Annotated in this window: 23 protein-coding genes; 16 read left to right on the top strand and 7 right to left on the bottom strand. The window is 71.9% G+C overall.

What is annotated here, in order from left to right:
* The first annotated feature begins 3 nt into the window (after nt 1-3).
* Nucleotides 4-1,212 carry an aminodeoxychorismate synthase component I gene (pabB, locus tag EV186_RS25135; protein WP_133851849.1) on the top strand — a complete coding sequence of 403 codons (1,209 nt, stop codon included), beginning with the start codon at nt 4-6 and terminating at the stop codon, nt 1,210-1,212.
* Here pabB and EV186_RS25130 read toward each other — a convergent pair.
* Entirely contained in the window at nt 1,130-1,498 is a 369-nt protein-coding gene (locus EV186_RS25130) for a winged helix-turn-helix transcriptional regulator (protein WP_133851848.1), read from the bottom strand. The two genes, pabB and EV186_RS25130, sit on opposite strands and share 83 nt — an antisense overlap.
* Nucleotides 1,499-1,579: 81 nt before the next feature.
* Here EV186_RS25130 and EV186_RS25125 point away from each other — a divergent pair, with 81 nt between their 5' ends.
* Entirely contained in the window at nt 1,580-2,149 is a 570-nt protein-coding gene (locus EV186_RS25125; RefSeq protein ID WP_133851847.1) for an NADPH-dependent FMN reductase, read from the top strand.
* Nucleotides 2,150-2,187: 38 nt separating this feature from the next.
* On the opposite strand, the gene EV186_RS25120 is transcribed toward EV186_RS25125, so the two are convergent.
* Both EV186_RS25120 and EV186_RS25115 read right to left on the bottom strand, forming a co-directional pair.
* Nucleotides 2,188-3,546, bottom strand: a complete 1,359-nt coding sequence (locus EV186_RS25120; protein ID WP_133851846.1) for a DHA2 family efflux MFS transporter permease subunit — start codon at nt 3,544-3,546, stop codon at nt 2,188-2,190.
* Nucleotides 3,543-4,130, bottom strand: a complete 588-nt coding sequence (locus EV186_RS25115) for an NADPH-dependent FMN reductase (RefSeq protein WP_133851845.1) — start codon at nt 4,128-4,130, stop codon at nt 3,543-3,545. Before EV186_RS25115 ends, EV186_RS25120 begins: the two co-directional genes overlap by 4 nt.
* Nucleotides 4,131-4,195: 65 nt before the next feature.
* On the opposite strand from EV186_RS25115, the gene EV186_RS25110 reads away from it, so the two are divergent.
* Nucleotides 4,196-4,780, top strand: coding sequence for a TetR/AcrR family transcriptional regulator (locus tag EV186_RS25110; protein WP_133851844.1), 585 nt, complete (start codon nt 4,196-4,198; stop codon nt 4,778-4,780).
* Here EV186_RS25110 and EV186_RS25105 read toward each other — a convergent pair.
* Nucleotides 4,768-5,457, bottom strand: a complete 690-nt coding sequence (locus EV186_RS25105) for a dienelactone hydrolase family protein (protein WP_133851843.1) — start codon at nt 5,455-5,457, stop codon at nt 4,768-4,770. The genes EV186_RS25110 and EV186_RS25105 overlap by 13 nt on opposite strands.
* A complete protein-coding gene (locus tag EV186_RS25100; protein ID WP_133851842.1) occupies nt 5,450-6,418 on the bottom strand; it encodes an aldo/keto reductase in 969 nt (322 codons plus the stop codon). Before EV186_RS25100 ends, EV186_RS25105 begins: the two co-directional genes overlap by 8 nt.
* A 75-nt stretch (nt 6,419-6,493) precedes the next feature.
* Here EV186_RS25100 and EV186_RS25095 point away from each other — a divergent pair, with 75 nt between their 5' ends.
* Together EV186_RS25095 and EV186_RS25090 are read left to right on the top strand one after the other, a co-directional pair.
* The gene (locus EV186_RS25095; protein WP_166659314.1) at nt 6,494-7,348 is read left to right on the top strand and encodes a LysR family transcriptional regulator; all 855 of its coding nucleotides are present in this window, start codon (nt 6,494-6,496) and stop codon (nt 7,346-7,348) included.
* 249 nt (nt 7,349-7,597) lie between these two features.
* Entirely contained in the window at nt 7,598-10,531 is a 2,934-nt protein-coding gene (locus EV186_RS25090; protein WP_133851840.1) for a helix-turn-helix transcriptional regulator, read from the top strand.
* Nucleotides 10,532-10,595: 64 nt separating this feature from the next.
* On the opposite strand, the gene EV186_RS25085 is transcribed toward EV186_RS25090, so the two are convergent.
* Together EV186_RS25085 and EV186_RS25080 are read right to left on the bottom strand one after the other, a co-directional pair.
* Nucleotides 10,596-10,841, bottom strand: a complete 246-nt coding sequence (locus EV186_RS25085; protein ID WP_133851839.1) for a hypothetical protein — start codon at nt 10,839-10,841, stop codon at nt 10,596-10,598.
* A 36-nt stretch (nt 10,842-10,877) separates the two neighbouring features.
* Nucleotides 10,878-13,748 (bottom strand): type 2 lanthipeptide synthetase LanM family protein, encoded by a 2,871-nt coding sequence (locus EV186_RS25080; protein ID WP_166659313.1) that lies wholly within the window; start codon nt 13,746-13,748, stop codon nt 10,878-10,880.
* A 271-nt stretch (nt 13,749-14,019) separates the two neighbouring features.
* On the opposite strand from EV186_RS25080, the gene EV186_RS25075 reads away from it, so the two are divergent.
* From EV186_RS25075 to fabG, 11 genes are all read left to right on the top strand, one after another.
* The gene (locus tag EV186_RS25075; protein ID WP_133851837.1) at nt 14,020-15,318 is read left to right on the top strand and encodes a helix-turn-helix domain-containing protein; all 1,299 of its coding nucleotides are present in this window, start codon (nt 14,020-14,022) and stop codon (nt 15,316-15,318) included.
* Nucleotides 15,319-15,493: 175 nt separating this feature from the next.
* Nucleotides 15,494-16,384 carry an ABC transporter ATP-binding protein gene (locus EV186_RS25070; RefSeq protein WP_243754255.1) on the top strand — a complete coding sequence of 297 codons (891 nt, stop codon included), beginning with the start codon at nt 15,494-15,496 and terminating at the stop codon, nt 16,382-16,384.
* The gene (locus EV186_RS25065; RefSeq protein WP_133851835.1) at nt 16,381-17,169 is read left to right on the top strand and encodes an ABC transporter permease; all 789 of its coding nucleotides are present in this window, start codon (nt 16,381-16,383) and stop codon (nt 17,167-17,169) included. Before EV186_RS25070 ends, EV186_RS25065 begins: the two co-directional genes overlap by 4 nt.
* Nucleotides 17,170-17,361: 192 nt before the next feature.
* Nucleotides 17,362-18,276 (top strand): ACP S-malonyltransferase, encoded by a 915-nt coding sequence (locus EV186_RS25060; protein WP_133851834.1) that lies wholly within the window; start codon nt 17,362-17,364, stop codon nt 18,274-18,276.
* Nucleotides 18,269-19,741: a class I adenylate-forming enzyme family protein gene (locus EV186_RS25055; protein WP_133851833.1), complete on the top strand. Its 1,473-nt coding sequence runs from the start codon at nt 18,269-18,271 to the stop codon at nt 19,739-19,741. Before EV186_RS25060 ends, EV186_RS25055 begins: the two co-directional genes overlap by 8 nt.
* 14 nt (nt 19,742-19,755) lie before the next feature.
* On the top strand, nt 19,756-19,986 hold the full coding sequence (locus EV186_RS25050; protein ID WP_133851832.1) for an acyl carrier protein: 231 nt from the start codon (nt 19,756-19,758) through the stop codon (nt 19,984-19,986).
* Between the two features lie 13 nt (nt 19,987-19,999).
* Nucleotides 20,000-21,175 carry an aminotransferase-like domain-containing protein gene (locus EV186_RS25045; protein WP_133851831.1) on the top strand — a complete coding sequence of 392 codons (1,176 nt, stop codon included), beginning with the start codon at nt 20,000-20,002 and terminating at the stop codon, nt 21,173-21,175.
* Entirely contained in the window at nt 21,172-23,487 is a 2,316-nt protein-coding gene (locus EV186_RS25040) for a lantibiotic dehydratase (protein WP_133851830.1), read from the top strand. Before EV186_RS25045 ends, EV186_RS25040 begins: the two co-directional genes overlap by 4 nt.
* Complete coding sequence (gene sbnA / locus EV186_RS25035) at nt 23,484-24,578, top strand: 2,3-diaminopropionate biosynthesis protein SbnA (RefSeq protein WP_243754254.1); 1,095 nt, start codon at nt 23,484-23,486, stop codon at nt 24,576-24,578. Before EV186_RS25040 ends, sbnA begins: the two co-directional genes overlap by 4 nt.
* Nucleotides 24,579-24,588: 10 nt before the next feature.
* The gene (sbnB, locus tag EV186_RS25030; protein WP_133851829.1) at nt 24,589-25,614 is read left to right on the top strand and encodes a 2,3-diaminopropionate biosynthesis protein SbnB; all 1,026 of its coding nucleotides are present in this window, start codon (nt 24,589-24,591) and stop codon (nt 25,612-25,614) included.
* A complete protein-coding gene (gene fabG, locus EV186_RS25025) occupies nt 25,611-26,393 on the top strand; it encodes a 3-oxoacyl-ACP reductase FabG (RefSeq protein ID WP_133851828.1) in 783 nt (260 codons plus the stop codon). The genes sbnB and fabG overlap by 4 nt, the downstream gene beginning before the upstream one ends.
* Nucleotides 26,394-26,396: the final 3 nt, after the last annotated feature.

Raw genomic sequence — 26,396 nt, 5'->3', positions numbered from 1 at the left:
CGTGTGACATCGCTGCACGCCCGGTTCGACGACCTCCAGACCGGCACGGTGCTGGGTTTCGCGGGCGCCCGTTCGCTGCTCGAGGCCCACCGGCCCGACGAGGTGCCGTTGGTGCTCGACGCCGTGGACCGGGCCACGCGGTCCGGGAAGTGGGCCGCCGGCTTCCTGGCGTACGAGGCCGCGGCCGGCCTCGACCCGGCGTTCGCGGTGCACCCGGGCGTGCCCGGTCTGCCACTGGCGTGGTTCAGCCTGCACGACGGGCCGGTCGAGTTGCCCGCGTTGCGACCCGGCGGCGACGGCCGGGCGCTCGACTGGGTGCCCGCGTGGAGCGCGCCGCGGTTCGAGGCCGAGGTCGAGGCCGTCCGCTCGCGCATCGCGGCGGGGGAGGTCTACCAGGTCAACCTGACCACGCGGATGACCGCGCGCTTCGACGGGCCGGTGACCGGGTTCTACCGCGACCTCGCGCTGGCCCAACGCGGCGCGTACAACGCTTTCCTCGACGCCGGGCGGTTCTCCGTCGCCAGCGCCAGCCCGGAGCTGTTCTTCGAGTTGCGTGGTGACGAGGTGCTGCTGCGGCCGATGAAGGGCACGGCGCCGCGCGGTCGCACCCCGGCCGAGGACCAGGCGCTCGCCGCGGCGTTGGTGGCCAGCCCGAAGGAACGGGCCGAGAACGTGATGATCGTCGACCTGGTGCGCAACGACATCGCCCGCGTCGCCGCTTCGGGCAGCGTGCGGGTGCCGTCGTTGCTGCGGGTCGAGCGGTACCCGACGGTGCTGCAGCTGACGTCCGACGTGACGGCCCGGCTGGTGCCGCACACGTCGTTGACCGACCTGTTCCGAGCGGTGTTCCCCTGCGGCTCGATCACGGGCGCGCCGAAGATCTCGGCGATGCGGTTGATCCGGGAGCTGGAACCGTGGCCGCGGGGCGTCTACTGCGGCGCGATCGGTTACGTGGCCCCGCCGACGGCGCCGGTGCGGGCGCGGTTCAGCGTCGCGATCCGCACCGCGGTCGTCGACACCGAAACCGGGCACGCGGAGTACGGCACGGGTGCGGGCATCACGTGGGGATCCGATCCGGCGGCCGAGTTCGCCGAGGTGATGGGCAAGACGGCGGTACTGGGCTCGATAGTCAGGCCTTCGCCTTCGCGCGGGGGTGGCTCGCCTGGTCCGACGCGTCGGGTGGCAGCGGGATCCAGCGGTGCGACCAGCTGATGACCGAGTCGAGCACCGGCTTGGTCTCCTCGCCCATCGGCGTGAGGTGGTACTCCACCTGGACCGGCGAGGTCGGCAGGACCTCGCGGCGCAGCAGGCCTGCTTCCTCCAGCTCGCGCAGGCGCCGGGTCAGCATGACGTCGCTGATCCCCGGCACCGACGCCCGGATGTCGGCGTAGCGGCGTGATCCGGTGAACATCACCCGCAGGACCGCACCCGTCCAGCGGGCGCCGAGCAGCTCGATCGCCGTGTGGAACCGGACGCAAACCGGATGAATGTCACTCATGCCACTGACAACGCCGGTTGGGCCGACCGTGTTCCGAAGCCGCTAAGGAATACTTAGCGGCTAAGTCCTGTTGAGCCGGGCGTGAGCAAACTACAGATCATCATCGCCAGCACCCGTCCCGGCCGGATCGGCCCGAAGGTCGCCGCGTGGATCGAGCAGTCGGCCAAGGAGCACGCCGGTTTCGACGAGGTCGAGCTCGTCGACCTCGCCGCGGAGAACCTCCCGATGATGGACGAGCCGCACCACCCGCGGCTGCGCCAGTACCAGAACCAGCACACGAAGGACTGGAGCGCGAAGGTCGCCTCGGCCGACGCGTACGTCTTCGTTATGCCGGAGTACAACTACGGCTTCACCGCGCCGCTGAAGAACGCGATCGACTACCTGCACGTCGAGTGGGCGTACAAGCCGGTCGGCCTGGTCACCTACGGCGGTGTCTCGGCGGGCACCCGCGCCGCGCAGATGATCAAGCAAGTCGTCACGACCCTGAAGATGGTGCCCGTGCCCGAAGCGGTGTCGATCCCGTTCGTGCACAGCATGATCAACGAGGACGACGAGCTGGAGCCCAACGACGTCATGCGGTCCGCGGCCAAGGGCATGTTCGACGAGCTCCGCCGGGTGAGCGATGCGCTGGCCCCGTTGCGCGCGCAGTGATCCGTCGCTGACGGGCGCCGGCCGGGACCGGCGCCCGCTCAGGACGCGCGGTGGATGAGCAACGCGCCGCCGAGGGCGCCCAGTGCGCCCACACCCAGGGCGAGGAACCCGGTGTGGAAGGCGGCGTTCGCGTCGGGCAGGCGTGCCGCGATGAGCACGGCGAAAACCGCTCCACCCAATGAGCCGCCGACCCGCTGCAGGATGTTGACCTGCGTGGTCGCGTCGGCGAGCTGATCGGGTCGCACCGCTTTGTACGCGGCGATCCCGGTCGGCATGGCCGCCAATGCGACGGCGCCGCCGAAGCCGGCCAGCAGGAGTTCGACGACGATGATCGGGGCGTCGACCGGCAGCCAGGCGAACGGCGCGGCGGTGAGCACCGCGAGCGTCGCGCCGACGAGCGAGACCGGCGCCGCCCCGTGGCGGTCGACCGCTCGCCCGGTGAACGGCGCGACCGCCGCCGTGGCGCCCGCGAACCCGAGCATGCCAAGGCCGGTCTGCACCACGTCCAGGTGCCGTCCCAGCTGGAAGTACAGCGTGACGACGATGCCGCTGCCGAAGATCAACGCGCCGGTGCACGCGGCGGCCAGACTGGCGGCGCGGTAGCGCGGGTCGCGGTAGAGCGACAGGTCGAGCAGCGGGTGGGGATGCGCTCGCGTCCGCCGGACGAACCACGCGAGCGCGGCGATCCCGGTCGCGGCCGCGACGAGCGCGATGCTGTCGACGCGCCCGGTCTCGCCCCACCGCGTCACCGCGAGCACGACCAGCGGCAGGCCGGTGGTGACGAGCGCGAGCCCGCCCGGGTCGAGGCGCTGGGCGGTTCCTCGCTCGCCGCGCGGCACGTACCGCAGCCCGAGGAGCAGCCCGGCCACCCCGATCGGCAGGTTCACGGCGAAGAGCCACGGCCACGGCAACGCGTGCAGGATCAGCCCGCCCACCAGCGGGCCGAGGGCGGGCGCGACGCTGACCGCGATGCCGAGCGTCGCCATCACCCGGCCGAGCCGGGCCGCACCCACCTGCCGGCCGAGCACGGTCTGACCGGCCGGGATGAGCAGACCGCCCGCGAGTCCTTGCAGCAGGCGGGAAACGATCAGCAGGCGCACGTCCGGCGCGAGCGCGCAGAGCCCCGAGGCGACGGTGAACCCGGCCAGTGAAGCGAGCCAGACGCGGCCGACCCCGAACCGGCGGCCCAGCCACCCGGTCACCGGCAACGACAACGCGAGCGCGAGCAGGTACCCGCTCGCGACCCACTGCGTGACCGCGAGGTCGGCCCCCAGGTCCCGGCTGATCGATTCGAGGCCGATGTTGACCACGGAGGCGTCGAGGCCGCTGGCGAACGCGCCGAACACGATGACCCAGCAGATGCGCCACGTGGGCCAGCCGATGGTCGTCGTGGTCATGACCGCAGCGGCCGCAGCGCCGTGGACCAGTCGACGAGTTCGTCGAGCATGCGCCTGAGGATGTCGTCGTGGTGCGCGGCCGGGGTCAGCGTGCCGGGCTCGGCCATGTCCGAGAGGTCGAAGTCGGTGAAGAGCCCCAGGCTGACCTGGCTGCGCACGCACGCGACCTTCACCTCGGCGAGGGTCAGGCGCAGGTGCTCGACCGCCCGGGTGCCGCCGTTGAGGCCGTAACTGACGAAACCGGCGGCCTTGTCGTTCCACTCGGCGAAGAGGAAGTCGATGGCGTTCTTCAGGGCCGCGGGCATCGAGTGGTTGTACTCCGGGGTCACGAACACGAAGCCGTCGCAGGAGCCGACCAGGCGGGCCCAGTTCTTCGTGTGCGGGTTGCGGTAGTCGCCGATCGCGGCGGGCAGCGGCTCGTCCAGGAGCGGCAGGTCCAGGTCGGCCAGATCGAGCACCACGACCTCGGCGCGCTCCCGCAGGTGTGCGGCGGCGCGCTCGCGGACCCACTCGGCCACCTGCGTGGCCCGACGGCCCGGCCGGGTGCTCCCGGTGATGACGGCGAGTCGAAGCAGAGGTTCCATGCCCCGAACGTACAACGATCGTTGTAGTGATTGCAACGATCGTTGTACTTGGTCATACTGGCCAGGTGCCAACGGACAAGCAGCGAACCCTGCTCGACGGTGCCTTGCGGCTGTTCGCGCGCGACGGGTACGCCCGCGCGAGCATCGACGCGCTCGCCGCCGAGGCGGGGGTGTCCTCGCGCACGATCTACAACCACTACGGCGACAAGGCGGGTCTCTTCCGCGCCGTCATCCTCGACAGTTCCGACCACGTCGCCGAACGCCAGATCGCCTTGGCGGACGCCCTGCTCGGCCGGGTCGTCGACCTGGAGGCGGACCTGGTCGAGTTCGGCGTGCGGTGGGCGACCCCCGAGCCCGACTTCGCGCCGCACTTCCGCCTGGTCCGCCACATCGAGGCCGACCTCGACAACATCGACCCCGCGACGGTCGCGGCCTGGCACGAGCGCGGCCCGCTGCGCGTCCGCCACGCCCTGGCCGCCCACCTCGGCCGGCTGAGCGACGCCGGGCTGCTGGCCATCGAGGACCCGTTGCTGGCCGCGGTGCACCTCGTGCACCTCACGGCGACCAGCGTCGCGGCCGTGCCCGACGCGGACCGCGAGGCCGTCGTGCGGGCCGGCGTCAAGGTGTTCCTGCGGGCCTACGGAGCCTGATCGGCCCTGAGGTGGTCGAGGACCAGCCGCCAGGTGTCCTCGGCGGCCCGCTCGTCATGGGTGGGCCGGCTGGGGGCGAGGTAGCCGTGGCCCACGCCGGGGTGGCTGACGAGGCGATGACCGCGGGCGGTGAGCCGCTCGCGGAGCACCGTCCGTTCGGCGTCGGTGACGAGGAAGTCGTCCTCACCGACGACCAGCAGGACGGAGCCGGTGATCCGGTCGAGGTCGTCGATGGCGGGCGCCGGCCGGGCGACCGGTGGGCTCGGTGACGTGAGCCAGCCGGGGTAGACCAGCGCGACCCGCGCCAAGGGCAGCCGGGTGGCGGCGACGAACCCGAGGTAGCCGCCGGCACTCAGGCCCAGCAGGGCACAGCGCTCCGGGTGACCGCCGGTGGCGAGGTCCGCGGCGGACGCGATGTCGTCGACGAACTCGTCCTGGGTCGCCGAGCCGAGGGCGGCGAAGGCCGCGGCTCGGCCCGCGTCGTTCTCCGGGAAGACCGAGGCCCCGGGTGTGCGGTGGTAGAGGTCCGGGCAGACCACGGGAAACCCTTCGGCGGCCAGGCGTTCGCACACGGCCAGCACATGCGCCGTGATGCCGAAGAGTTCCGCCAGCACCACGACCGGCGGACCCTTCGTTGTCGCCGGCCGCAGGACGTGGCCGGGCACGCGCTCACGCACCGGCCCGCCGCGTGCGGTCGACGGCGAACGAGGTCCGGTCGCCGACGAAACCCGCGGCGACGGCGGTCAGCTCGGCCATGGTCTGGTCGTCGAGGGTGAGCTCGGCCGCGCCCGCGTTCTCCCGGATCCGTTGGGGCCGCCGGGATCCCGGGATGGCGACCACGTCGTCCCCCTGGGCCAGCAGCCAGGCCAGCGCGACCTGTCCGGGCGTGGCGCCGAGGCGGTCGGCGATCGCCGCGATGGTCTCGGTTTGCTTGGCGTTGCGGGAAAGCGCGTCGGCGCTGAAGCGGGGATCGGTGCGGCGGAAGGCACTCGTGGCGGGGTCGCGTGACTCGGCCGCACCGGTGAGCAGCCCACGCCCGAGCGGGCTGTAGGCGACCAGGCCGACCCCCAGTTCGCGGGCGGCCGGCACGATGTCGTCCTCGGGCGCGCGCCAGGCCAGCGACCACTCCAGTTGCACGGCCGCGATCGGTGCGGTGGCGCACGCCCGGCGCAGTTGGTCCGCGCTGACCTCGCTGACGCCGAGGTGCCGCACCAGCCCGGCGGCCACCAGGTCGGCCAGGGCACCGATCTGCTCCTCGATCGGGTACGCCGGATCGACCCGGTGCAGGTAGTAGAGATCGAGGTGCTCGCGCCCGAGCCGGCGCAGGGAGGCCTCGCAGTAGCCGCGGATGCGCTCCGGTGCCGCGTCGAGCCGCACCCCGGCGTCGTCGCGGACGATGCCGACCTTCGTCGCCACCTGGACTTCGCTGTCCACATCGGACAGCGCGGCGCCGAGCACGCTTTCGTTGTGGCCCATGCCGTAGCTCATCGCGGTGTCGAACAGGACGATGCCCGCGTCCAGGGCCGCGTGCACCGCCTCGGCCACCGACTCCTGGGCCGGACCGTAGCCCTGGGACAGGCCCATGCACCCCAGTCCGATGGCCGGTGTGGCCAACGCCCCCAGCTTCCGTTGTGTCATGGCGCCATCGTCGGCGCCGGTCAGCCATCTGTCCAAGACATGGTTCTTCTGTTGAACATAAGGCAGGCTTATGGCATGGAGCTCAGGACGCTGGCGTACGCCGAGGCCGTGGCGCGGCTGGGCACGTTCACCCGGGCCGCGCAGGAACTGCACGTCGCCCAGCCCGCGGTGTCGGCGCAGATCGCGACGCTCGAGCGCGAACTCGGCGTCCAGTTGTTCGTCCGGACCCGCCGGGGCGTGACGCCGACGGACGCCGGCGCCCGGGTCGTCGAGCACGCCCGCCGCATGCTCGACCAGGCGGAGCAGCTGCGCGCGGACGTGGACGAGCTGCGTGGTCTGCTGGCCGGGCGGCTGCGGGTGGGCATCACCCCGCTGGTCGGCGGTCTCGACGTGCCGGCCGCGGTGGCCGCCTTCCACCGCGAGCACCCCGGCGTGGCGCTGCGGATCCGGTCGGGCCTGATCGACGCGCTGCTGGCCGAGCTGGCGGCGGGCGAGCTGGACGCGGTGGTCGGGCCCATCGACGAGCGGACCGAGCGCCGCTTCGAGGTGACGGTGCTCGCCACCGAGACCGTGGTGTTGATCTCCGCGCCCGCCGCCGCGGTCCCGCGCGCGCTCGCCGACGTGGCGGATCAGGCGTTCGTGTGCCTGCACGCCGAGAGCGGCTTGCGGGCCATCCTGGACAAGGCGGCCGCCGCGCACGGTTTCGTCCCGAACGTCGCCGTCGAGGCGGCAACGCCTTGGCAGATCAGGGAATACGTCTCGGCCGGGCTCGGCGTCGCCTTGCTGGCCGCGTCCGTGGCGCGAGCCGAGGGACCGCCGGTGCGGATCACGGTCCTGGATCCCAGCCCGGCCCACCCGCCGCTCGGCGTCATCCGCCGGCCCGGCGGCCCGCGCGCCGCGGCCGCGTTCGCGGTCCACCTGTCCGCCTAGCACCCACTTGTGTCCTTTGTGGAAGCGTTGGTTGCCGTCGCACCCGGCTTCGTCCCGCCTCGGTCTTCGGCTGGGTGAGCGTTCGCTCGTTTTGGCTGGGCCGTCGAGTGGCGGCGGGATCGGGCAACCGGATCCACTATGGATCGGCCGAATGCGAGCGCCATCCCGAGGACAAGATCTGGGCGCGGACTGTAGGGTTTCCCCTGTGTCGGACGGGGACTGCGTCAGTACTCGCTGTCACGGAGCGTTGTGACTGCGTTCGGCGGCTGGGGGCGCCATCGGAGCAGCATTGCCGCACGTGACCGCGAGTTGGCGCTGATCGACGAGGTACTGGCCGGTGTGCGCGCCGGGCAGGGCACCGCCGTGTTCTTCGTCGGGGAGAGCGGGATCGGCAAGTCGCGGTTGGCCGACACCGCCGCCGATCGGGCGTTCGGCGCGAACATCGCGTTGATGCGCGGACGGGGCAGCGCGTTAGGCCAACTGGTGCCGTTCCGTTCACTCACCGAGGCGCTGCTTTCGTTGCTGCGCGGGGCAAGCCCGCTCGACCTGTCGGTGCTCGGGCCGTACCGGCCCGTCCTGGCGAAGCTGGTGCCCGACCTCGGACCCGTCGCCGAAGCGCCGGACGACTCGCTGGTGATCCTCGCCGAGGCGGTGCTCAGGTTGACCGCGCTGGCCGGCGCCGGACGTGGCTGCGTCATGGTGCTCGACGACCTGCAGGACGCGGACCCGGAAACCCTCGCGGTCATCGAGTACGTCGTGGACAACCTGCGCATGCAGCCGACCGTGCTGATCGGCACGGTGCGCAACGAACCTTGCCCCGCCTTGGAGTTGGCGCGCGCCGCGGCCCGGCGCGGGTCCGGCGTGCTGGTCGAACTCGAGCGGTTGAGCCGCGACCAACTCGGCGCGCTGGTCGCCTCCGCGTTGGACACCACGCCGGACGCCGTGCCGGAAGCGGCGCTCGACCTCGTGTGGGCCGGTTCCGCGGGAAACCCTTTCCTGGCCGAGGAACTGCTGGGTGGCATGCGCAGCGACGGCCTGCTCCAGCAGCGCGAGGGCCGGTGGGTGGTCGAGTCCAGCGGCCGGACGGCGATCCCGGCGACGTTGGCGCGCAGCGTGATCAACCGGGTCGAGCTGCTGACCGAGCCCGCGCGCGACGTGCTGGTCGCCGCCGCCGTGCTCGGGCAACGCTTTCCGTTCGCCGTCCTGCCCGCGATGTCCGGGCAGGGGGAGCGGGAGCTGCTCGGCTTGCTGCACGGTGAACTGGCCGACCACCTCATCGAGCCGGACGAGGAAACGCCGGACTGGTACGCCTTCCAGCACCGGCTCATCCGGGAGGCGTTGCTGACGCAGCTGCCCCCGACCGAGCGAGCCGCGCTCGCCGCCCGGGCCGCGGACGCCGTCGAGCAGGTGTACCCCGGCTTGCCCGGTGAGTGGTGCCCGGCCGTGGCCGGGCTGCGGCTGGCCGCCGGCGAGCGGGTGCGGGCCGGCTTGTTGTTCGCCGAGGCGGGCCGGCGCGCCCTGGCCTCGGGCGCGGCGAGTTCCTCGGTGTCGTTGCTCGACCGCGCGTTGGAGCTGTTGGCCGGCGGCACGGTGGCCGAGCGGGCCGGCGTGCTCGAGGACCTGATCAACGCGCTCACCGAGGCTGGGCTCGTCGAGCGTGCGCTCGCCTCGGTCGAGCTGTTCGACCACCTGAGCGTGCAGGTCGACCGCCCGCGCCGGGCGCGGTTGCACACCAGGCTGGCCTGGGCGGCGATCATCGCGGGGCGGCCGGCGAACGCCGCGCAGCAGGTGGCCGCGGCCCGGTCGCTGCTCGGCCCGGACGCCGCGCCCGCCGACGTCGCGTCGGTCGACGTGGTGGCAGCGCACCAGATCATCGACGAGCCGGGTCCCGACAAGTTGCGCCGCGCCGAGGAGCTGGCTCGGCGGGCGGCGGCCGTCGCCGAGGCCGAGCCGCTGCCGGAGGTCGCGTGCCAGGCGTTGCAACTGCTCGCCGCGTTGGTCCGCTCGCGCGATCCCGACGAGGCCACCGCCTGTCTCGAACGATCCCGGGCGATAGCCGAGGCGCACGGCCTGCCGGTGTGGGAGATCCACGCGCTGGTGCGGATGGGCAACGAGGAGGCGTTCACCGACGGCTCGCTGACCCGGCTGATGCAGGCCCGGCAGCTCGCGACGTCGGCGGGCGCGGTCACCGCGCGCTACCAAGCGGAGGGCAGCATCGCCTTCTGTCAGGTGCTGATGGCCGACTTCGAAGCGGCAGGCGAACTGCTGGACCAGGTGTACGCGGCCGTGACCAGGTTGGGTCTGCACGACACCGCGCAGTACGTGTTGCTGGCGCGGGCGGTGCTGGCCGCGCACCGGGGCCGTCGCGGCGAGATGAACGCGGCGCTCACCGCGTACCGGGAGTTGGAACGGGCCACCACCACGGGGCAACCGCAGAACAGGCCGCGGATCTACGGCCTCGGGCGGGCGTTCTGCGCGCTGCTCGAGGAGGACCGGGAGCGCGCGGTCACCGACCTCGGCAAGGCGCTCGCCGCCGAGGCGGAGAACCCGACGGTGCTGTTGCTCACCGGCCGGTACGGGCTGCGGATCCTGTTGGAAGCCTTGGCCGGGAAGCTCGACCTCGCCTGCTACCGCGCGCAGCGCGACGACCCGGCGGGGCAGATGCGCTGGGACCGGATGTTCGCCGAGTTCGGGCACGCCGTGCTGCTCGGTCGGGCCGGCTCGGTCGACGAGGCGAAGGCCGCCGTCGAGGAGGCGTTGCGGCTCGGCGAACCGTACGTCATGGCGCGCCACCTGAGCCTGCGGCTGATCGGTGAGGCGGCGCTGGCCGACGGCTGGGGTGAGCCGGTGGAGTGGCTGCGGTCGGCCGAGACCTACTTCCACGAGCTCGACGTCGTCCCGGTGGCCAGCGCGTGCCGGGCGTTGCTGCGCCAGTCCGGGGTCAAGGTGTCCCGGCGCAGCGCCGGTGCGGACGAGGTGCCAGAGCATTTGAGGCAGATTGGGGTGACCGGAAGGGAATACGAGGTGCTGCAACTGCTCGCCGCCCGGTTGGCCAACCGGGAGATCGCGGCCCGGCTGCACCTCTCGCCGCGCACGGTCGAGCGGCACGTGTCGAATCTGATCACCAAGACGGGCCGGCCGAACCGGATCGCGCTCTCCGAGTACGCCGCCAACCAAGAGTGACGCGCTGAGGGGCGCCCACGCGGTGCTGCGCGCGGACGCCCCGCAGGGTCGAGGAGTGCGTGCTTCAGGACGACAGCTGGACGAGGCAGCAGGTCGGACCGTCGGGCTGACCGAGGCCGCCGCCACTGCCGAGCCCGCCGCCCCCGAGGCCGCCACCGAGAACACCGAGACCGGTGGCCAGGTCGCCCACGGCGAAGGCCACGCCGGCGAGGGCGGTCACCCGCAGCCCGAACGTGACCGTCGGCATCAGGCGGGTGATGGCGTTCGCCTTGACGTCCTCGCAGTGTGCTAACTCAGCGATGATGTTCATGACGCTCCCTCTTCCTGGTGGAGATTCTCGTGGAGATCAGTGGTCGTTGGTCGGCTGCCACAGCAGCGGCGTGGGGACACGGTCGGGGAAGGCGAGCCGGAGCAGGCCGTGCCCGACGCCCGCGCTGCCGGTGCACAGGCTCGGGGTGGCGACGGTGGTGAACTGGCCGTACGGCTCGCCGTAGCTGGTGATGGCGTCGAGGATCTGACCGGCGCGGGTGCGGCGGGCGGCGACCGCCACCGGGTGGTCGCCGAGGGCGGTCAGGGCCTCGACGACGCCGAGTTCGCCGTGGCACAGGCCGAGGTTGCGCAACAACGGTCCGTCGGTCAGCCCCTGCACGGCAGCCTCGATGTCCACTGTGGACGGCAAGGCGGCCGTCATGGCGATGACCTGGCCGGCGGTGCCCGCACACCAGCCGCGGTCGGCGCTCGTCTCCCGGCGGGCGTTGAGCACGGTGTGCATCGCGAGCCGGGCGGCAGCCGCGTGCTGGCGAGTCCCCGCCCGCTGCGCGTACGTGGCCAGCGTCCAGGCCAGTCCCGCGAGCCCGTTGGCGAACCCGGGCGGCAGGTCCGTGCCGCTGCCGTCGCCGTCGGTGCTGATCACCAGTTCGGCCAGCTGGTCGGCCACGGCGCCGACCTGGTCGAGCAGTTCCGGCGCGCCCAGTTCGGTGGCCACCGCGCTGATGGCCGCGACGTAGCCGGCGTGCCCGGTCGCCAGGTCCGGCGCGGTGGTCGCGTTGGCGGCGATCCCGGCCAAGGCCGCGCACCGGCGGGCCTGCTCGGCGATGTCCACATCGGACAGCAGAGTGGCCAGCCGGGCCAGGGCGTAGGCCGTCCCGGCCAGACCGGCCAGCCCGCCACAGCCCACGGCGGCGACCAGATCCGGTCGCTTCTCCAACCCGGCCAACAGGTCGGGCACGGCGACGACCGCGCGACGGGCCACCTCGGCGTAGCGGGCCACGCCGGACACCGCGTGCAGCTCGGCGAGGAACAGCGCGACCCCCGGGTACCCCTCGGCGAGGCCCGCGCCCATCGGCAGCAACGCGAAGTGCGCGTCCTCCAGCGCTTCGATGCCGAGCCAGTTCACCCGTTCCCCGTTGGTGAAGCTGCGGGCGAGAAGCTGGTCGGCGATGGCCGACGCGGTGGCGAGCAGCCGGTCGGTGGTCGCCGCGATCCCCGCGAGGTCGCCCGGGCGGGTGGTGCGGTCCGTGTGGTCCGGCACGGCGCGGGTGGCCAGCGCCGCGGCAGTGATCCACTCCTGGGCCCGGCGGTCGGCGTCGGAGAACTCGGCGAGGGCGGTGCGCGTGCTGGTCAGGCCCGGCTCGATCAGCTGATCGGGCAGGCGGCGCCCCGCCGACCACAGGTCCGTTGCGCCGGGGCGGGTGTGGAACACCGGCACGTCACCGGCCCACAACGCGGTGAGCTCGGCCTCGGCGACGCCGTTGCCGGTGTCGCGCCGCCAGAGCACCTCGAGGGCCTGGTCGCGGTCGAGTGCGTCGGCCAGCAGGGTCGGGTGGGTCGATTCGTCGAGCAGGGTCACGTAACCCTGGGTCGGCCGCAGCACCACGCGCACCTCGACGTCGTCGCAAGTGGACAGCAAGGCGGCGAAGTCGTCGCGGTCGGCCAGGATTGTGTCGTAGGCCTCGTGGAACCCCGCCAGCAGTTCGGCGGCGTGCTCGGCCGGCTCGGCGGGCGTGCCGTCGACGTGGGGCCGGTTCGCGGCGACGGCGAACTTGCCCGGACGCCGGGTGATCGCCAACTCGCCGCTGTCGGCCATGGTCCAGTCGACGACGGTGCGCTGCGCCGGGGTGTCGGGGGCCGCGCCGAGCCCGGAGATGTCGGCCGCGCCGAGGTCGCCGACGGCGAGCATGGGCAGCATCCCGGTGCTGTACACCGACTTCGCGAGACCGGCGGCGGCCGGGTCCAGGTCGGTGCCGGTCCGGGCCGGCTGGAAGAGCGTCTCGGTGTCGATGAGCACCGGCTGGTCACCGGCCGCGATGAGGTTCTCGAAGTGCACGTCGGTGGCTCGCACCGCGTGCAGCAGCGCGAGCAGCGCGCCCGCCCGGCGGTGGAAGCGGGCCACGCCCTCGACCGTGGTCGGTGCCGACTCGACGAACTCCACCCAGCCGTAACCGTTGCGGGGCAGCGCCTTCGCCGTCCGGATGGGCAGCAGGGGGAGGCGTTCGTTGAGCCAGTCGACCAGCTCGGTGAACCGGACGTGCGCGGCGACGTCCCGCGGCTTGTAGACCACCCGGGCGCCGTCGGCGAAGGTGAGCACGGCGACGCTGCGGCCGTGGTCGTGGCTGTCGGCCAGACCGGTGTCCACCGCGACGCACCGGCCGGGGTCGGTACTGAGCAGCTCGTCGGCGATGGCGGTCCGGTCGGCGGCGAGCCGGTCGAGCAGTTCCACCACGGCGTCCGAGGCGAACATGGCGGCCTGGCCGAGCAGCCGGCCGAGCACCGGGTACCGGCCGACGAGGTCGGCCAGCCCGTCCGGGCTGGCCAGCGCCGCGACGAACTCGGGCAACGGCGAGCCGCTCGCGTTCGCCTCGTGCACCAGGGTGCGGCGGGCGATCCGGGTCAGCTTGCCGGTGAGCCGGTCGGCCACCGCTGCCGCGACCGAGGCGAGGTCGACGTCCGCGTCGTGCCCGCTGCCGATGATCCGGTCGACCGTGCCGGCGACGAACGGGCGAAGCGGCACGGTCAGTGCCGCGCGCCAGTCCGCCGGGTCGGCGGGCGGTTCGGGGAGCAGGTCGGCGGTCCGGTTCGCGTTGGCCACAGCCTGCTCGACCACGTCCACCCACGCCGGTCGCCCGATCGAGGGCCGTTCGTGGCGGGCGAGCGCGGGCAACCACCAGTCGGCGGCCAGCCGGCCCGACTCCTGTGGTGAGTGCCGCTGCGGTGTCATGCCGAGAACACTCCCACCCACATCCCCCACGCACATGCGTGCTCACCACCCACTTAGGGGTTGCGACCCCGCAGCCCGTGCGTAGCGCAGGCCGAGGGGCCGTCAACCGCACCTAAGGGGAACGTGACGCAACCCAGCCACGACCACGGGACCAACTAGAACGCTTCCTTCCCAGGGCGACCGGCGGATAAAAATCCGGGGAGGCGGTACTGACTAAGTGGGTGGTGAGCACGCATGTGGGTGACGGTGGCGGCGACCCACTATTGGCGCCATGGACAACGGGACCCACACGCAGACCAGCTTCGCCGAGCTGCTGCGCACCTATCGCAGGCGGTGCGGCGCCACCCAGCGCCAGCTCGCCGACCTGTCGACGCTGAGCGTGCGGGCGATCCGGAACCTGGAGAACGGAACGGCGAGCAGGCCCCGCAAGGACACGGTGCGGCTGATCGCCGACGGGCTGGGCCTGTCGGCCGGTGAGCGCGCGGCGTTGGAGGCCGCCGGTGGGCGAGCAGGCACCGACGTCAAGCTGGTCTACGGTGACGCGGCGACCCGGCCGCCCGCCGCGGTGTCCAGCCTGATCGGTCGCGACGCCGAGCGTGCGGCGCTGTGCGAACTGTTGTCCGCCGGCTCGCAACGCCTGGTCACGATCAGCGGGATCGGCGGGGTCGGCAAGACCCGCGTCGCGCTGGCCGTCGCCGACGCCCTGCACGCGAGCAGGCTGCCCGTGTTGTGGCGCTCGGCGGACGAGCGGTGGCACCGCCCCGGCGGCACCGACCGGCTGAGCACGCTGATCAACACCGGGCTCGACGAGCTGTTCGCCGGCCGGGGCGTCGGCGCGCTCCCGGTGCTGCTGGCCGACCGGCCGACGCTGCTCGTGCTCGACGGGTACGAGCCGGACCACACCCGGATCGACGACGTGCTGGCCCTGCTGGCCCAGTGCCGTTCGCTGCGCGTGCTGATCACCTCGACCCGCCCGTACGAGCACCGCAACGAACGGATCTTCCCGCTGCCGCCGCTGGCCGTTCCGGCCGACGGTGCGCACGACGTCGCGTCGATCGCCGAGGTGGCCTCGGTGCGGCTACTGGTCGAGCTGGTCCGGGCCGTGTCGCCGCGCTTCGCGCTGACCAGCGCGAACGCGGACGACATCGCCGAGCTCTGCCGATTATTCGACGGCGTTCCCGCGGTGCTCGCGGGGGCGTCGTCATGGCTGGTCATCGGTGATCTGCCCACGTTGCTCGACCAGGTCCGCGCCGACCCCTACGGCTTCGTCGCCGCGGAACTGGCCGGGCACGGGGTCTCCTTGCCGGATCTGCTGTCCCATTTGGACGAGCGGGAGGCGGCGGTGCTGGCCGCGCTGGCCGCGCTCGACCGGCCGTGGTCGATGTCGGAGGTGGTCGGGCTCACCGGGTCCGCCTCGCTCACGGCCATCCGGGTGATGCGCAAGTTGTTGCTGCTCGGTCTGGTGCGCGTGGTCGGGACCGCCGGCGGACCGGGTCGGTCGCTGTTCCGCACGCTCCGGTTCCTCCGCTCGTTCCCGCGAACGGCGACGACCGGCAGTTCCACGAACTAGTGCCGCGTAACTACCGCAGGAAGGTTCCTCATCCCGCTGTGCTGTGTCCGTACCATTCACCGCTATCGAGAAACGCAGGTCAACCGAAATGACAGAGATCGCCGTTCGAGACTCCGTTCCGTCTGTTTCGAGGAATGCTTCTATGCCTGGAGCCCAGCCCCCCGCGGCTGATTTGGTGGGAGTTACCAAGAGGTTCACCGATGCGCGGGGCAACAAGTTCCCCGCGGTCGACGACGTCAGCTTCCGGATCCAACCCGGCGAGGTGGTTGCCTTCCTCGGTCCCAACGGGGCCGGCAAGACGACGACGATCGACATGCTCCTCGGGTTGACCAAGCCGGACGCGGGCAAGATCACCGTGTTCGGCGTCGAGCCCCTCGCGGCGGCGCGGACCGGCAAGGTGTCGGTGGTGCTGCAGACCGACGGGCTGCTGCCGGAACTGACCGTCGAGGCCACCGTGCGGATGGTCGGCTCGCTACACCCGAACGCGGACGTCGAGCGGGCCATCGCCCGCGCGGGGCTCACCGAGCTGCGCAACCGCAAGGTCGGCGCCTGCTCCGGCGGGGAGAAGCAGCGGCTGCGGTTCGCGCTCGCGCTGCTGCCGAACCCCGACTTCATGGTCCTCGACGAGCCGACGGCCGGCATGGACGTCACCGCCCGCCAGGAGTTCTGGGCCGCGGTCCGGGCCGACGCGCAGCGCGGCATGACGGTCATGTTCGCCACCCACTACCTCGAGGAGGCCGACCGCTTCGCCGACCGGGTGATCATGCTGGACCACGGCCGGATCCTGGCCGACGGGTCCACTTCGGACATCCGAGCGGCGGTCGCCGGCCGGACGGTCTCGGCGGTCGTCTCGGCCGAGCGGGCGGCGGACGCGGTCGCGGCGGTGCCCGGCGCGCGGGTCCTGGAGACCAGGGGCGAGCGCGTCTACTTCGCCGCCGACGACTCCGACGCGCTGCTGCGCGCCCTGCTCAACTCGACGGATGCGACGGACGTCGAGGCGGCACCCCGCAGCCTCGAGGACGCGTTCGTCGCCATCACCCAGCATGCCAAGGAGGGCATCCGATGACCACCGCGCTCGCTCCAGGCCGCCGCTCGGCGCGGTTGGGCGGGATCAACCCGACCTTCGTCCGCTACGAGCTCTCGCGCAGGTTCAACCGGCAGACGCTGATCTTCATGCTGCTGCTGCCCGCCGTGCTCTACCTCGCGTTGTTCAACACCGGCCCGCAGAACGCGCGGCTGCCGCACGGCAACTTCGCCGCGTGGATGATGCTGGGCATCGCCGTCTACGGCGGCGCGATGGCCGCGACGTCGACCGCCGCGACGATCTCCATCGAGAAGACCGTCGGCTGGCTGCGGATGATCAAGCTGTCCCCGTTGTCGCCCAGCGCGTACATCGTGGTCAAGATCCTCTGCAGTGTGCTGGTCGCGGCGCTGCCGGTGGCCGTCGTCGGCGTGCTCGGCGCGCTCACCGGCGCCGCCGCCGACCCCGCGGTGTGGGTCGCGGGCCTGGTGGTGGCGTGGCTGGGCTCGGCGGTGTTCGCCGCGCTGGGTATCACGCTCGGCCTGGCCATGAAGCCGGAAATCGTCATGCACATGCCCGGTCTGACGATGACCGCGCTCGCGTTCCTCGGCGACCTGTTCATCCCGTTGTCCGGCACCATGCTGGAGATCTCCCGCTACACGCCCATGTACGGCGTCGGAACGCTGGCCCGGTATGCGCTGACCGACGGCTACACGTTCAACGGCGACCACAACTCGCTGTGGGGTGCCGTGCTGAACCTGGTGGCCTGGCTGTTCGCGTTCTCCTTCGCCGCTTCGCGCCGCCTTGCGAAGTCGACCAACCGCATGTGATCCCACCCCCCACAGCGACGCCCCCGCCGGCATTTCCGGCGGGGGCGTCGCCGTTTTCCACGCGGTAGTACCGGGGGTAGTTGGCGCCGGGAAATGCCGCCGTCGAGTGCCGCTCGGTGGCCTGGTTCGGATTTACCGTTTGTTCCGTCAGCGCAGGAATGCGGAATTCACCAAATGCAGAAGGGAGAGACCGTGTTTGCCGTCGTCGCGCCCGGGCAGGGCGCTCAGACACCGGGGATGCTGACGCCGTGGCTGCGCAATCCGGCGGCTGCCGCGCTGGTCGCCGAGTGGTCGGTCGCCGCTGACTGCGACCTGGTCCACCTCGGCACCAGCGGGGGCGCCGAGCTGATCGCGCGCACCGAGCACACCCAGCCGTTGCTGGTGGCGCAGGCGCTGCTGGCGCTGGGCGTCCTGCCGGACGCGACGCCACACCCCGACGTGGTCGCCCTGGGCCACTCGGTGGGCGAGCTGGCCGCCGCCGTGTTCGCCGGCGTGCTGGCCCCGCAGGACGCGGTGGCGCTGGCCGGCGTCCGTGGCCGGGCCATGGCCGCGGCCTGCGCCGCCGCCCCGACGTCCATGGCCGCCGTCGTCGGTGGCGAGGAGGCCGCTGTGCTGCACCGGATCGAGGAGCTGGGGCTGGCCGCGGCGAACTTCAACGGCAGCGGCCAGATCGTGGCCGCCGGAGCGCGCGACGCGCTCGCCGACCTGGTGGCCACCCCGCCGGCCGGTGCCGTGGTGAAGCCGCTCGCCGTGGCCGGGGCGTTCCACACCGACTACATGGCGCCCGCACTCGACGAGTTCGCCGCCGCGGTGGAAAAGGTCCGCTTCGCCGAGCCGACCGGCCGGCTCGTGTCCAACTTGGACGGTGCCGTGGTCACGTCGGCCGCCGAGGTGCGGCGCCGCCTGGTCGCCCAGGTGGTCGCGCCGGTGCGCTGGGACCGCTGCCTGGCGACGCTGGCCGAACTGGCGCCCTCGGTCGCGGTGGCGTTGCCGCCGGCCCGGACGCAGGCCTCGATCCTCAAGCGGCAGGTGCCCGGCGTCCGGGTGGTGCCGATCGCGAACCCGAAGGACGTCACGCGGTTCGAGGGGACGTTGGCCCATGTCTGAGACCGTCTACGACCTGCTCGCCGCCGCACGCACGACGCGGGCCGACCACACCGCGCTGATCGATCCGACCGGCTCGTTCAACTACGCGGAGTTGGGCGCCGTCGTGGACCGCGCGACGTCGTGGTTGCACGCCAAGGGAGTCGGCGACGGCGAGCGGATCGTGTATGCCGGCGAAGGTGATCACCGGTTCGTCGCGTTGTTCTTCGCGGCGCTGCGCCTCGGCGCGGTGTTCGTCCCGGTGCACCCCGGCCTCACCCCATCGCAGATCGACTACATCGCCGGCGACTGCGCGGCCAAGCTGGTGCTGGCGCAGTCCGAGGTGGACGGTGCGTGGGCCGAAGTGCTTGCCACGCCATCGAGCCCGGTGCCGCACGTCTCGCCGGACCCCGACGCCGTCGCGCTGCTGATCTACACCTCGGGCACCACCGGCACGCCGAAGGGCGTCGTCTGCCCGCACCGGCAGGTGGTCGCCGCGGCGCGGGCGATCAACGCGCGACTCGGATACCGGGCCGACGACGTGGTGCTCTGCCGGCTGCCGCTGTCCTTCGACTACGGCCTCTACCAGGTGCTGCTCACCGTGCTCGCCGGCGGTACGCTGGTGCTGACCGAGGGCCGGGCCGCGGACGGCCTGCTGCTGCGCACCGTGGTCAAGCACGGGGTCACCGTGCTGCCGGTGGTGCCGTCGCTGGCCCGCATGCTGCTCACCCTTCAGCGCCGCTACCGCGAGACCACGAAACTGCGGTTGTTCACCAACACCGGGGCGCGGCTGGGCCGCGACATCGGCTCGGCGCTGCTGGAGCTCTTCCCGGGCGCGCGCTACGCCTCCATGTACGGCATCACCGAATGCAAACGGGTGTCCATTTTGGACCCCGAGGACTACGAGCGGCACCCGGACTCCGTGGGCCTGCCGATCCCCGGCGCCACCGTGCGGATCGTCGGGCCGGACGGGGAAGACCTGCCCGCGGGCGACATCGGCGAGATCGTGGTCAGCGGGGCGACGGTGATGGCCGGCTACTGGGGCGTGCCGCTGTCCGAACAACGCGCGTACGTCCGGCGCGCGGACGGCTCGCTCGAGCTGCACACCGGCGACCAGGGGTACCTGGACGACGCCGGCCGGCTCTACTTCGTCGGCCGCGACGACGCGATCATCAAACGGCGTGGCATCCGGATCAGCCTGGTCGAGGTGGAGAACGCGGCCGAGCAACTGGACGGGGTCGCGGCCGCGGTCGCGTTGAAGCCGGACACCGAGGACGGGCAGTTCCGCCTCGCCGTGCAACTGGACGGCGCGCTGACCGAGACCGAGGTGCGCGACGCGCTCGCCGTGCGGCTCGACGCGGCCCGGCTGCCGGACCGGGTGTTCCGGATCGACAGCGTCCCGTTGACCCGCAACGGAAAACCGGACGCCAAGGCGATCGCCGCGCTGCTGGACGAAACCACCGACCGGCCGGGTTCGGCCGCCGCTTGAGGAGGACGAAAGAAATGCAGCAGGCACAGTTCGACCAGTTCGTCACCGAGCGCACCAAGATCGTGGTGACGGATCCGCAGAAGCCCTTCGTCGATCTCGGGCTCGACTCCCTCGGCTTCCTCAACCTGGTGATGGCGGTCGAGGAGCAGTTCGGCATCGAACTCGACCCGGACGACCTGGCCAATCCGGAACTCGCCACACCGGCGGGGCTGCGTGCCTACGCGGCATCGCGGTCCACGGAGTAGGGACGCGGTCGCCATGTGGACAACCAGCAACCCCGCGATCGAGATGCCCGCGTTGTTCGAGCGCGGCGCGGACACGATCTCCTTCGCCGGCGGATTACCCGACCTGTCCGGGCTGCCCCTGACCGAGCTCGCCGCGCAGGTTTCCCGGCAGCTGCGCCTCGGCGGCCGGACCACGTTGCAGTACACCACCCCGCACCTCGCGTCCAGCCTCGTGCCGGCCGTCGCCGAGCTGATGGCCATGGAGGACGTCACGGCGCGGCCGGAGCACCTGGTGCCCACGGCGGGATCGCAGCAGGGTCTGCTGGCCGTCGCGCTGGGCCTGGGGAACCCGGGCGAGGCGATCCTGTGCCAGACGCCGAGCTACCCGGGCGCCACCACGGCGTTCCGCACGGCCGGTCTGGTCCCGGTGTCCGCACCGTCCGATGTGGACGGCGTGGATCCGGACGCCCTGCGGGAAGAGGTGTCGCGGCTGCGTGCCGACGGCCGGACGGTCCGGCTGCTCTACGTGAACCCGACGTTCCACAACCCGACCGGGGCCACCATGCCGGTGCCGCGCCGGACGGCGCTGCTCGAGGCGTGCCGCGAACTCGACCTGCTCGTCGTCGAGGACAACCCGTACGGGCTGCTCGGCTTCGACGGCACGACGACGCCCGCGCTGGCCTCGATCGACCCGGACAACGTGGTGTACCTCGGCACGTTCTCCAAGATCTTCGCGCCCGGCCTGCGCTGCGGCTGGCTGGCCACGCCACCCGCGCTGACCGCCACCCTGCGCTCGGTCGGCGAGATCATGACGCTGTCGCCGTCGGCGTTCGCGCAGGCGATCCTGGCCGCCTACCACGGGAAGCACGGCTGGGACGGCCTGATCGCGGACTTCCGCGCCGGGTACGCGCGGCGGGCCGCGTTGATGACGTCCGCGCTGGCCGACGTGCTCGGCCCGGAGTGGGACTGGCGGCAACCGGCCGGCGGGTTCTACGTCTGGCTGCGCCACCGCGACGGCACCGATACGGCGTCGTTCGAGGGCGCCGCCGCCGCGGCCGGGGTGTCCTTCGTGGCCGGCCGGCACTTCAGCGTGGCCGGTGAGCACGCCGACGGCCTGCGCCTCGCCTTCTCCTACACCCCGGCCGACCGCATCGCCGAAGGCATCCGGCGCCTGGGCAAGGCCTTGTCCCCGGTGGAGGTGGCGGCATGACCACCGTGGAAGCCCGGCCCGAGGTCGACTGGAGTGCGTTCGGGCCCGATCAACCGCTCGGGGACACCGACTACCGGCTCTTCAGCATCGGCCTGCTGCGCAGTGCCGGGTTCAGCGCCTCGATCCTGGACCGCTTCAGCGCGCAAGAGTTGGCCGCGGCCGTGGGCACGCAGGTGTTCACCGCGGCATACGACGCCGCGGAGGCGCGTGAGTCCCGGCTGCTCGCGGAGCTGGCCGGCGACGAGCAGGTCCGCACCGCCATCGCCTGGCAGAACCGGACCGTGTTCGACGTGCTGGACAAGCTCGACCCCGGTTACCGGAGCAAGCCGCAGAAGCGCCGCGACCGGGAGAAGGCGCTCGCCATGTACCTGCAGCGGTACTGCTCCAAGGCGGAGACGATCGGGTCGTTCGGCCCGGCGGCCTGGTTCTCCATCGGCACCGGCGATGCACCCATGACGATCGACTACGGGCCGGCCCTGGTCGAGGCCAGGAAGATCTACTTCGAGCGGTGGGCCATCGCCGAGCTCGGCAACTGGATGGCCGTGCAGGACGGGGCGCGCTGGTGGTTCCCGCCGGTGCTCCGCCCGGACGTGCACCTGGACGGCGAGCGGCTGCTCGTGCCCGGACGCGGTCCGGTCCGGCTCACCCCGGTCGAGGCGCGGGTGCTGGCGCTAGCGGACGGGAACCGGCACGCCGACGACATCGCCGCCGCCATCGCTGACCACATCGCCGAACCGGATGCCGCCGCCGTGGTGCGCAAGGTCCTGACCAAGCTGACCCGCCAGCGTCTGGTCACCTGGGATGCGAACATCCCCGTCAACGACCGCGCGGCGGAGGTCCTGCGCCGCCGGGTCGACGCCATCGGTGACCCCGATCTGTTCTTCCGCTTCGACGCCATCCTCGTCGAGTTGGACGCGCACAAGGCCCGCATCGCCGAAGCGTCCACTTCGGACAAGCTGGTGGCCGCGCTGGCCGAACTGGACGACTGGTTCAGCGCCACCACCGGCACGCAGGCCACGCACTCCGGCGGGAAGTCCTACGCCGGACGCACCCTGGCCTACTTCGACGCCACCCGCGACGTCCGGATCGACCTCGGTTCGGCGTTCTTCGACCGGTTCGCCCAGCCCCTGGCCGTCGTCGCCGCGGCCGCCGACTGGTTCGGCAACCGGCTCGCCGACCTCGTCGAGCAGGCCACCGCCGAACTCGTCCGCGCCGCCGCGGCCCGGACCAAGGGTCAGGTCACGCTGGCTGACATCTGGACGGGAGTTCTCGCCCTGTTCTGGGGCGACGACCCGCGCCCGGTGACGACGGCGATCGCCGAGTTGTCCGCGAAGTGGGCGAGGACCATCGGCGCGGCCGATCTCCCGGTCGACACCACTCGGATCACCCTGGACGCCACCGAGGTGGCCGAGCGGGCCCGCGCCGAGTTCGGCGACCGGCCCGGACGCTGGCCGCACCTCGCCGTGCACAGCCCCGACCTGCAACTCGTCGCCGCGTCCACGGACGCGGTCAACGCGGGCGACTACACGGTGGTGCTGGGTGAACTGCACGCCTGTCTGTCCACACTGGACTTGCAGTTCCTCGACTGGACGGTGCCGAGCGGCCACGGTTCGCTGCGGGACCTGGTCAACGCCGGCATCCCCGGCAGCAGGCACGTGCCGCTGTTCCCGGTGGGCTGGCGGCGTAACTCCGGCCGGTTCGTGCCGACCTCGCTCGGCTCGGCGGAGCGCTCACTCGGCTTCACCCGCGCCCCGGTCGTCGACCGCGGGCGGGTGGACCCGGCAGTCGGCATCGCCCTGACCGCCGACGACGGCCAGGTGCTGGCGACCACACCGGACGGTGTGACCCGGCGGCTGCCCGAACTGCTGGCCGTGCTGCTGTCCATGGTCGCCGCCGACGCGTTCAAGATCGGCCTGCCCGGCCGGCACACGCCCCGGCTGGCCATCGACGACCTTGTCGTGTTCCGCGAGAGCTGGCGGATCCCGGCCGCGGAACTCGAGTTGCCGGAGAAGCCGGACCGGCACCGCGACTACCAGTGCGTCCAGCGCTGGCTCGACACGGCCGGGGTGCCGGCCCGGGTGTTCGTGAAGTTCGCGGGCGAGGACAAGCCGGCGTTCTTCGATCTCACCAGCCCCACGATGGTGCGGTGTTTCGTCAACCTGGCGCGGGCCGCGCTGCGCGTCGACGCGAACACGGTCCTCGGGCTCTCCGAGCCGTTGCCCGACCCGCGCGAATCGTGGCTGTCCGATGTCAACGGCGACCGCTATGTCAGCGAGTTGCGGCTTCAGTTGTGTCGAAAGGAGGCGTCGTGACGAGCACAGCACCACCTTTATCGTCCTCGTACGAGATCTCTCGGCCGAGGAAATTCCACCCCGACATCGTTTCCGCCATCGGCGACACGCCGCTGATCGCGCTGGACCGGCTGTTCGACCCGCGCAAGTTCCGGGTGTTCGGCAAGTGCGAGCGGTTCAACCCGGCCGGCAGCATCAAGGACCGGGCGGCGTTGTCCATGATCACCCGGGCGCTGGACGACGGCGACCTCATCCCGGGGGTGTCCACCGTCGTCGAGTCGACGTCGGGGAACCTCGGGATCGCGCTGGCCCAGATCTGCAACTTCTACGGCCTGGACCTGATCCTGGTCACCGACCCGAAGGTGACCGCGCAGAACGCGGCGCTCATGCGGGCCTACGGCGCGCGGGTCGAGCTGATCGACCAGCGTGACCCGGAGACCGGCGAGTACCTGCCGATGCGGCTGCGCCGGGTCCGGGAGTTGCTGGGCACCACGCCCCACGCGTGGTGGCCGGACCAGTACGGCAACCTGGGCAACCCGGCCGCGCACCACGCGACCATGGGCGAGATCGTCGCCTCGCTCGCCGGGGAGATCGACTACCTGTTCCTGGCCGCCGGCACCTGCGGCACGCTGCGCGGCTGCGCGGAATACATCCAGGGCAACGGTTTGCCGATCACCGTGGTCGCCGTCGACTCGGTCAACAGCGCGATCTTCGGCGAGCCGGCCGCCTGGGAACACGGGCACACCCGGCGCATCCCCGGGCACGGCGCGGCGGTCGCCCCGGCGCTGCTGCGCGACGGGCTGGCCGACCGGGTGATCAAGGTGACCGACGCCGAGTGCGTGGCCGGCTGCCGCGCGCTGCTGGCGACGGAGTCGATCCTGGCGGGCGGCTCGTCCGGTGCGGTCATCTCCGCGCTGCGCCGCTCGGCGTCCTGGATCGAGCCAGGGTCCACCTGCGTCGCGTTGCTCCCGGACGGCGGCGACCGGTACCTCGACACCATCTACTCCGACGCGTGGGTCGCGGAGAACATCGAGGACTTCGTCAACCTGGACGACCTCGACGACATCGAAGAAATATCCGAAACCGACAAGCCGGACACGGTCGCGGCTTAGGGGAAACGTCATGCGACTACTCAATTCCGGAGAAGTGGCCATCGCGCTGAACGGGGCGGAAGGTGAAGTACTCGCTGCCGTGCGGCGGGCATACCTGCTGCACGCCGCCGGGCAGACGCAGGTCCCGTTCTCCAGCTTCCTTCGGCCGGTCGAGAAGGAGGGCAGCCGGATCATCGTGCTGCCCGCCTACCTCGGCGGCGACGACCCGGCGATCGGGGTGAAGTGGATTTCCTCGTTCCCGGAGAACGTGCGGCACGGCTACCAGCGGGCCTCCTCGATCTCCGTGCTGAACAGCCTGGAAACCGGGTACCCGATGGCAGCATTGGAATCCAGCCAGATCTCCGCCGCGCGGACCGCGGCCTCGGCGGCGCTGGCGTCGTCGGTGCTGGCCCGCGAGCCGGTGGAGACCATCGGGCTGATCGGCACCGGCACCATCAACCACCGCACGATCAGCTACCTGACCCTCGTCCACCCGACGGTGCGCACGGTGCTGCTCTACGACGTGTTCCCCGAGCACGCCAAAGCATCGGCGGCCCAACTGGCGCAGCGGTACCCGGACGTGCGGTTCACCACCGCCGACCTGGCCGGCGTGCTGTCCGCCGAGGTGGTCAGCATCGCGACCACCGACTCCACCTACTGGCTCGACCTCGGCGCCCACGCCAGCCGGCCGGCCGGGCAGGTCGTGCTGCACCTGTCCCTGCGCGACCTGTCCATCGAGTCGATCCTCGACGGCGTGAACGTGGTGGACGACGTCGACCACGTGCTGCGTGAGCGGACCTCGTTGCACCTCACCGAACAGCAGGTCGGGCACCGTGCGTTCATCGCAGGCACCGTGGGCGACCTGCTCGGCGGCGCCACCCTGGAGCGCAACCCGAACGCCACGACGATCTTCTCCCCGTTCGGGCTCGGCGTGCTCGACCTCGCGGTGTCCCAGGCGCTGGTGCGCATCGCCGAGCGCGACGGCCTGGGCACCGAGGTGTCCGGCTTCGACCCGGGCAGCCACCTCGTCACCAGCACGTTGGGCGGTGCGGCATGACCACGACCGAAGTCGCGCCCACCCCGTCCTTCCTGGACTTCGAACCAGGCACCGTTGCGCTGGTCACCGGCGCCTCCCGCGGCATCGGTGCGGCCATCGCGTTGCGGCTGGCCGAGCAGGGTTGCGATGTGGTGCTGAACTACAACCGCAACGCGGAGAAGGCGGACGAGCTCGCCGAGCAGATCCGCGGCCTGGGCCGGCGAGCCATCACCGTGCAGGCCGACATCGCCGACGAGGCGAGCGTGCTGGCCATGTTCAAGACGATCCGGGCGGAGCTCGGCTCGGTGGGCGTGGCCGTGCTCAATTCCGGCATCACCGCGGACGGGCATTTCGCGGCGCTTTCCACCCGGAAGTGGCAGGACGTCATCTCGACGAACCTGAACGGCACTTTCTACACCACCCGGGAGGCAGTTAAGCAAATGTTCTCGACGGGCGGATCCATCGTGGTAATCTCGTCGACGAGCGGAGTTGCCGGCCGACCCGGCCAAGGGAATTACGCGGCGAGCAAAGGCGGCGTCATCGCCATGGCTCGCTCGCTGGCCTACGAGGTCGCGCCGCGTGGCATCCGGGTCAATGTGGTGGCGCCGGGCTTCATCGAGACCGACATGGTCAAGAAGGTCCAGCGCAAAGAGCTGGAGATGGCGACGAAAGCCATTCCCCTCGGGCGCATCGGAAACGCGGTCGAGGTGGCGAACGCGGTGACTTTCCTCGCCTCCCCGGCGGCCTCGTACATCACCGGAAAGGTGCTCACCGTCGACGGCGGAATGATCACCGGTTAAACC

Origin of the sequence: Labedaea rhizosphaerae (genome assembly GCF_004362825.1) — a bacterium.
GTDB lineage: Bacteria > Actinomycetota > Actinomycetes > Mycobacteriales > Pseudonocardiaceae > Labedaea > Labedaea rhizosphaerae.
The sequence above is the reverse complement of the archived record's forward strand: the minus strand, read 5'-3'. Positions and strand labels throughout refer to the sequence as shown.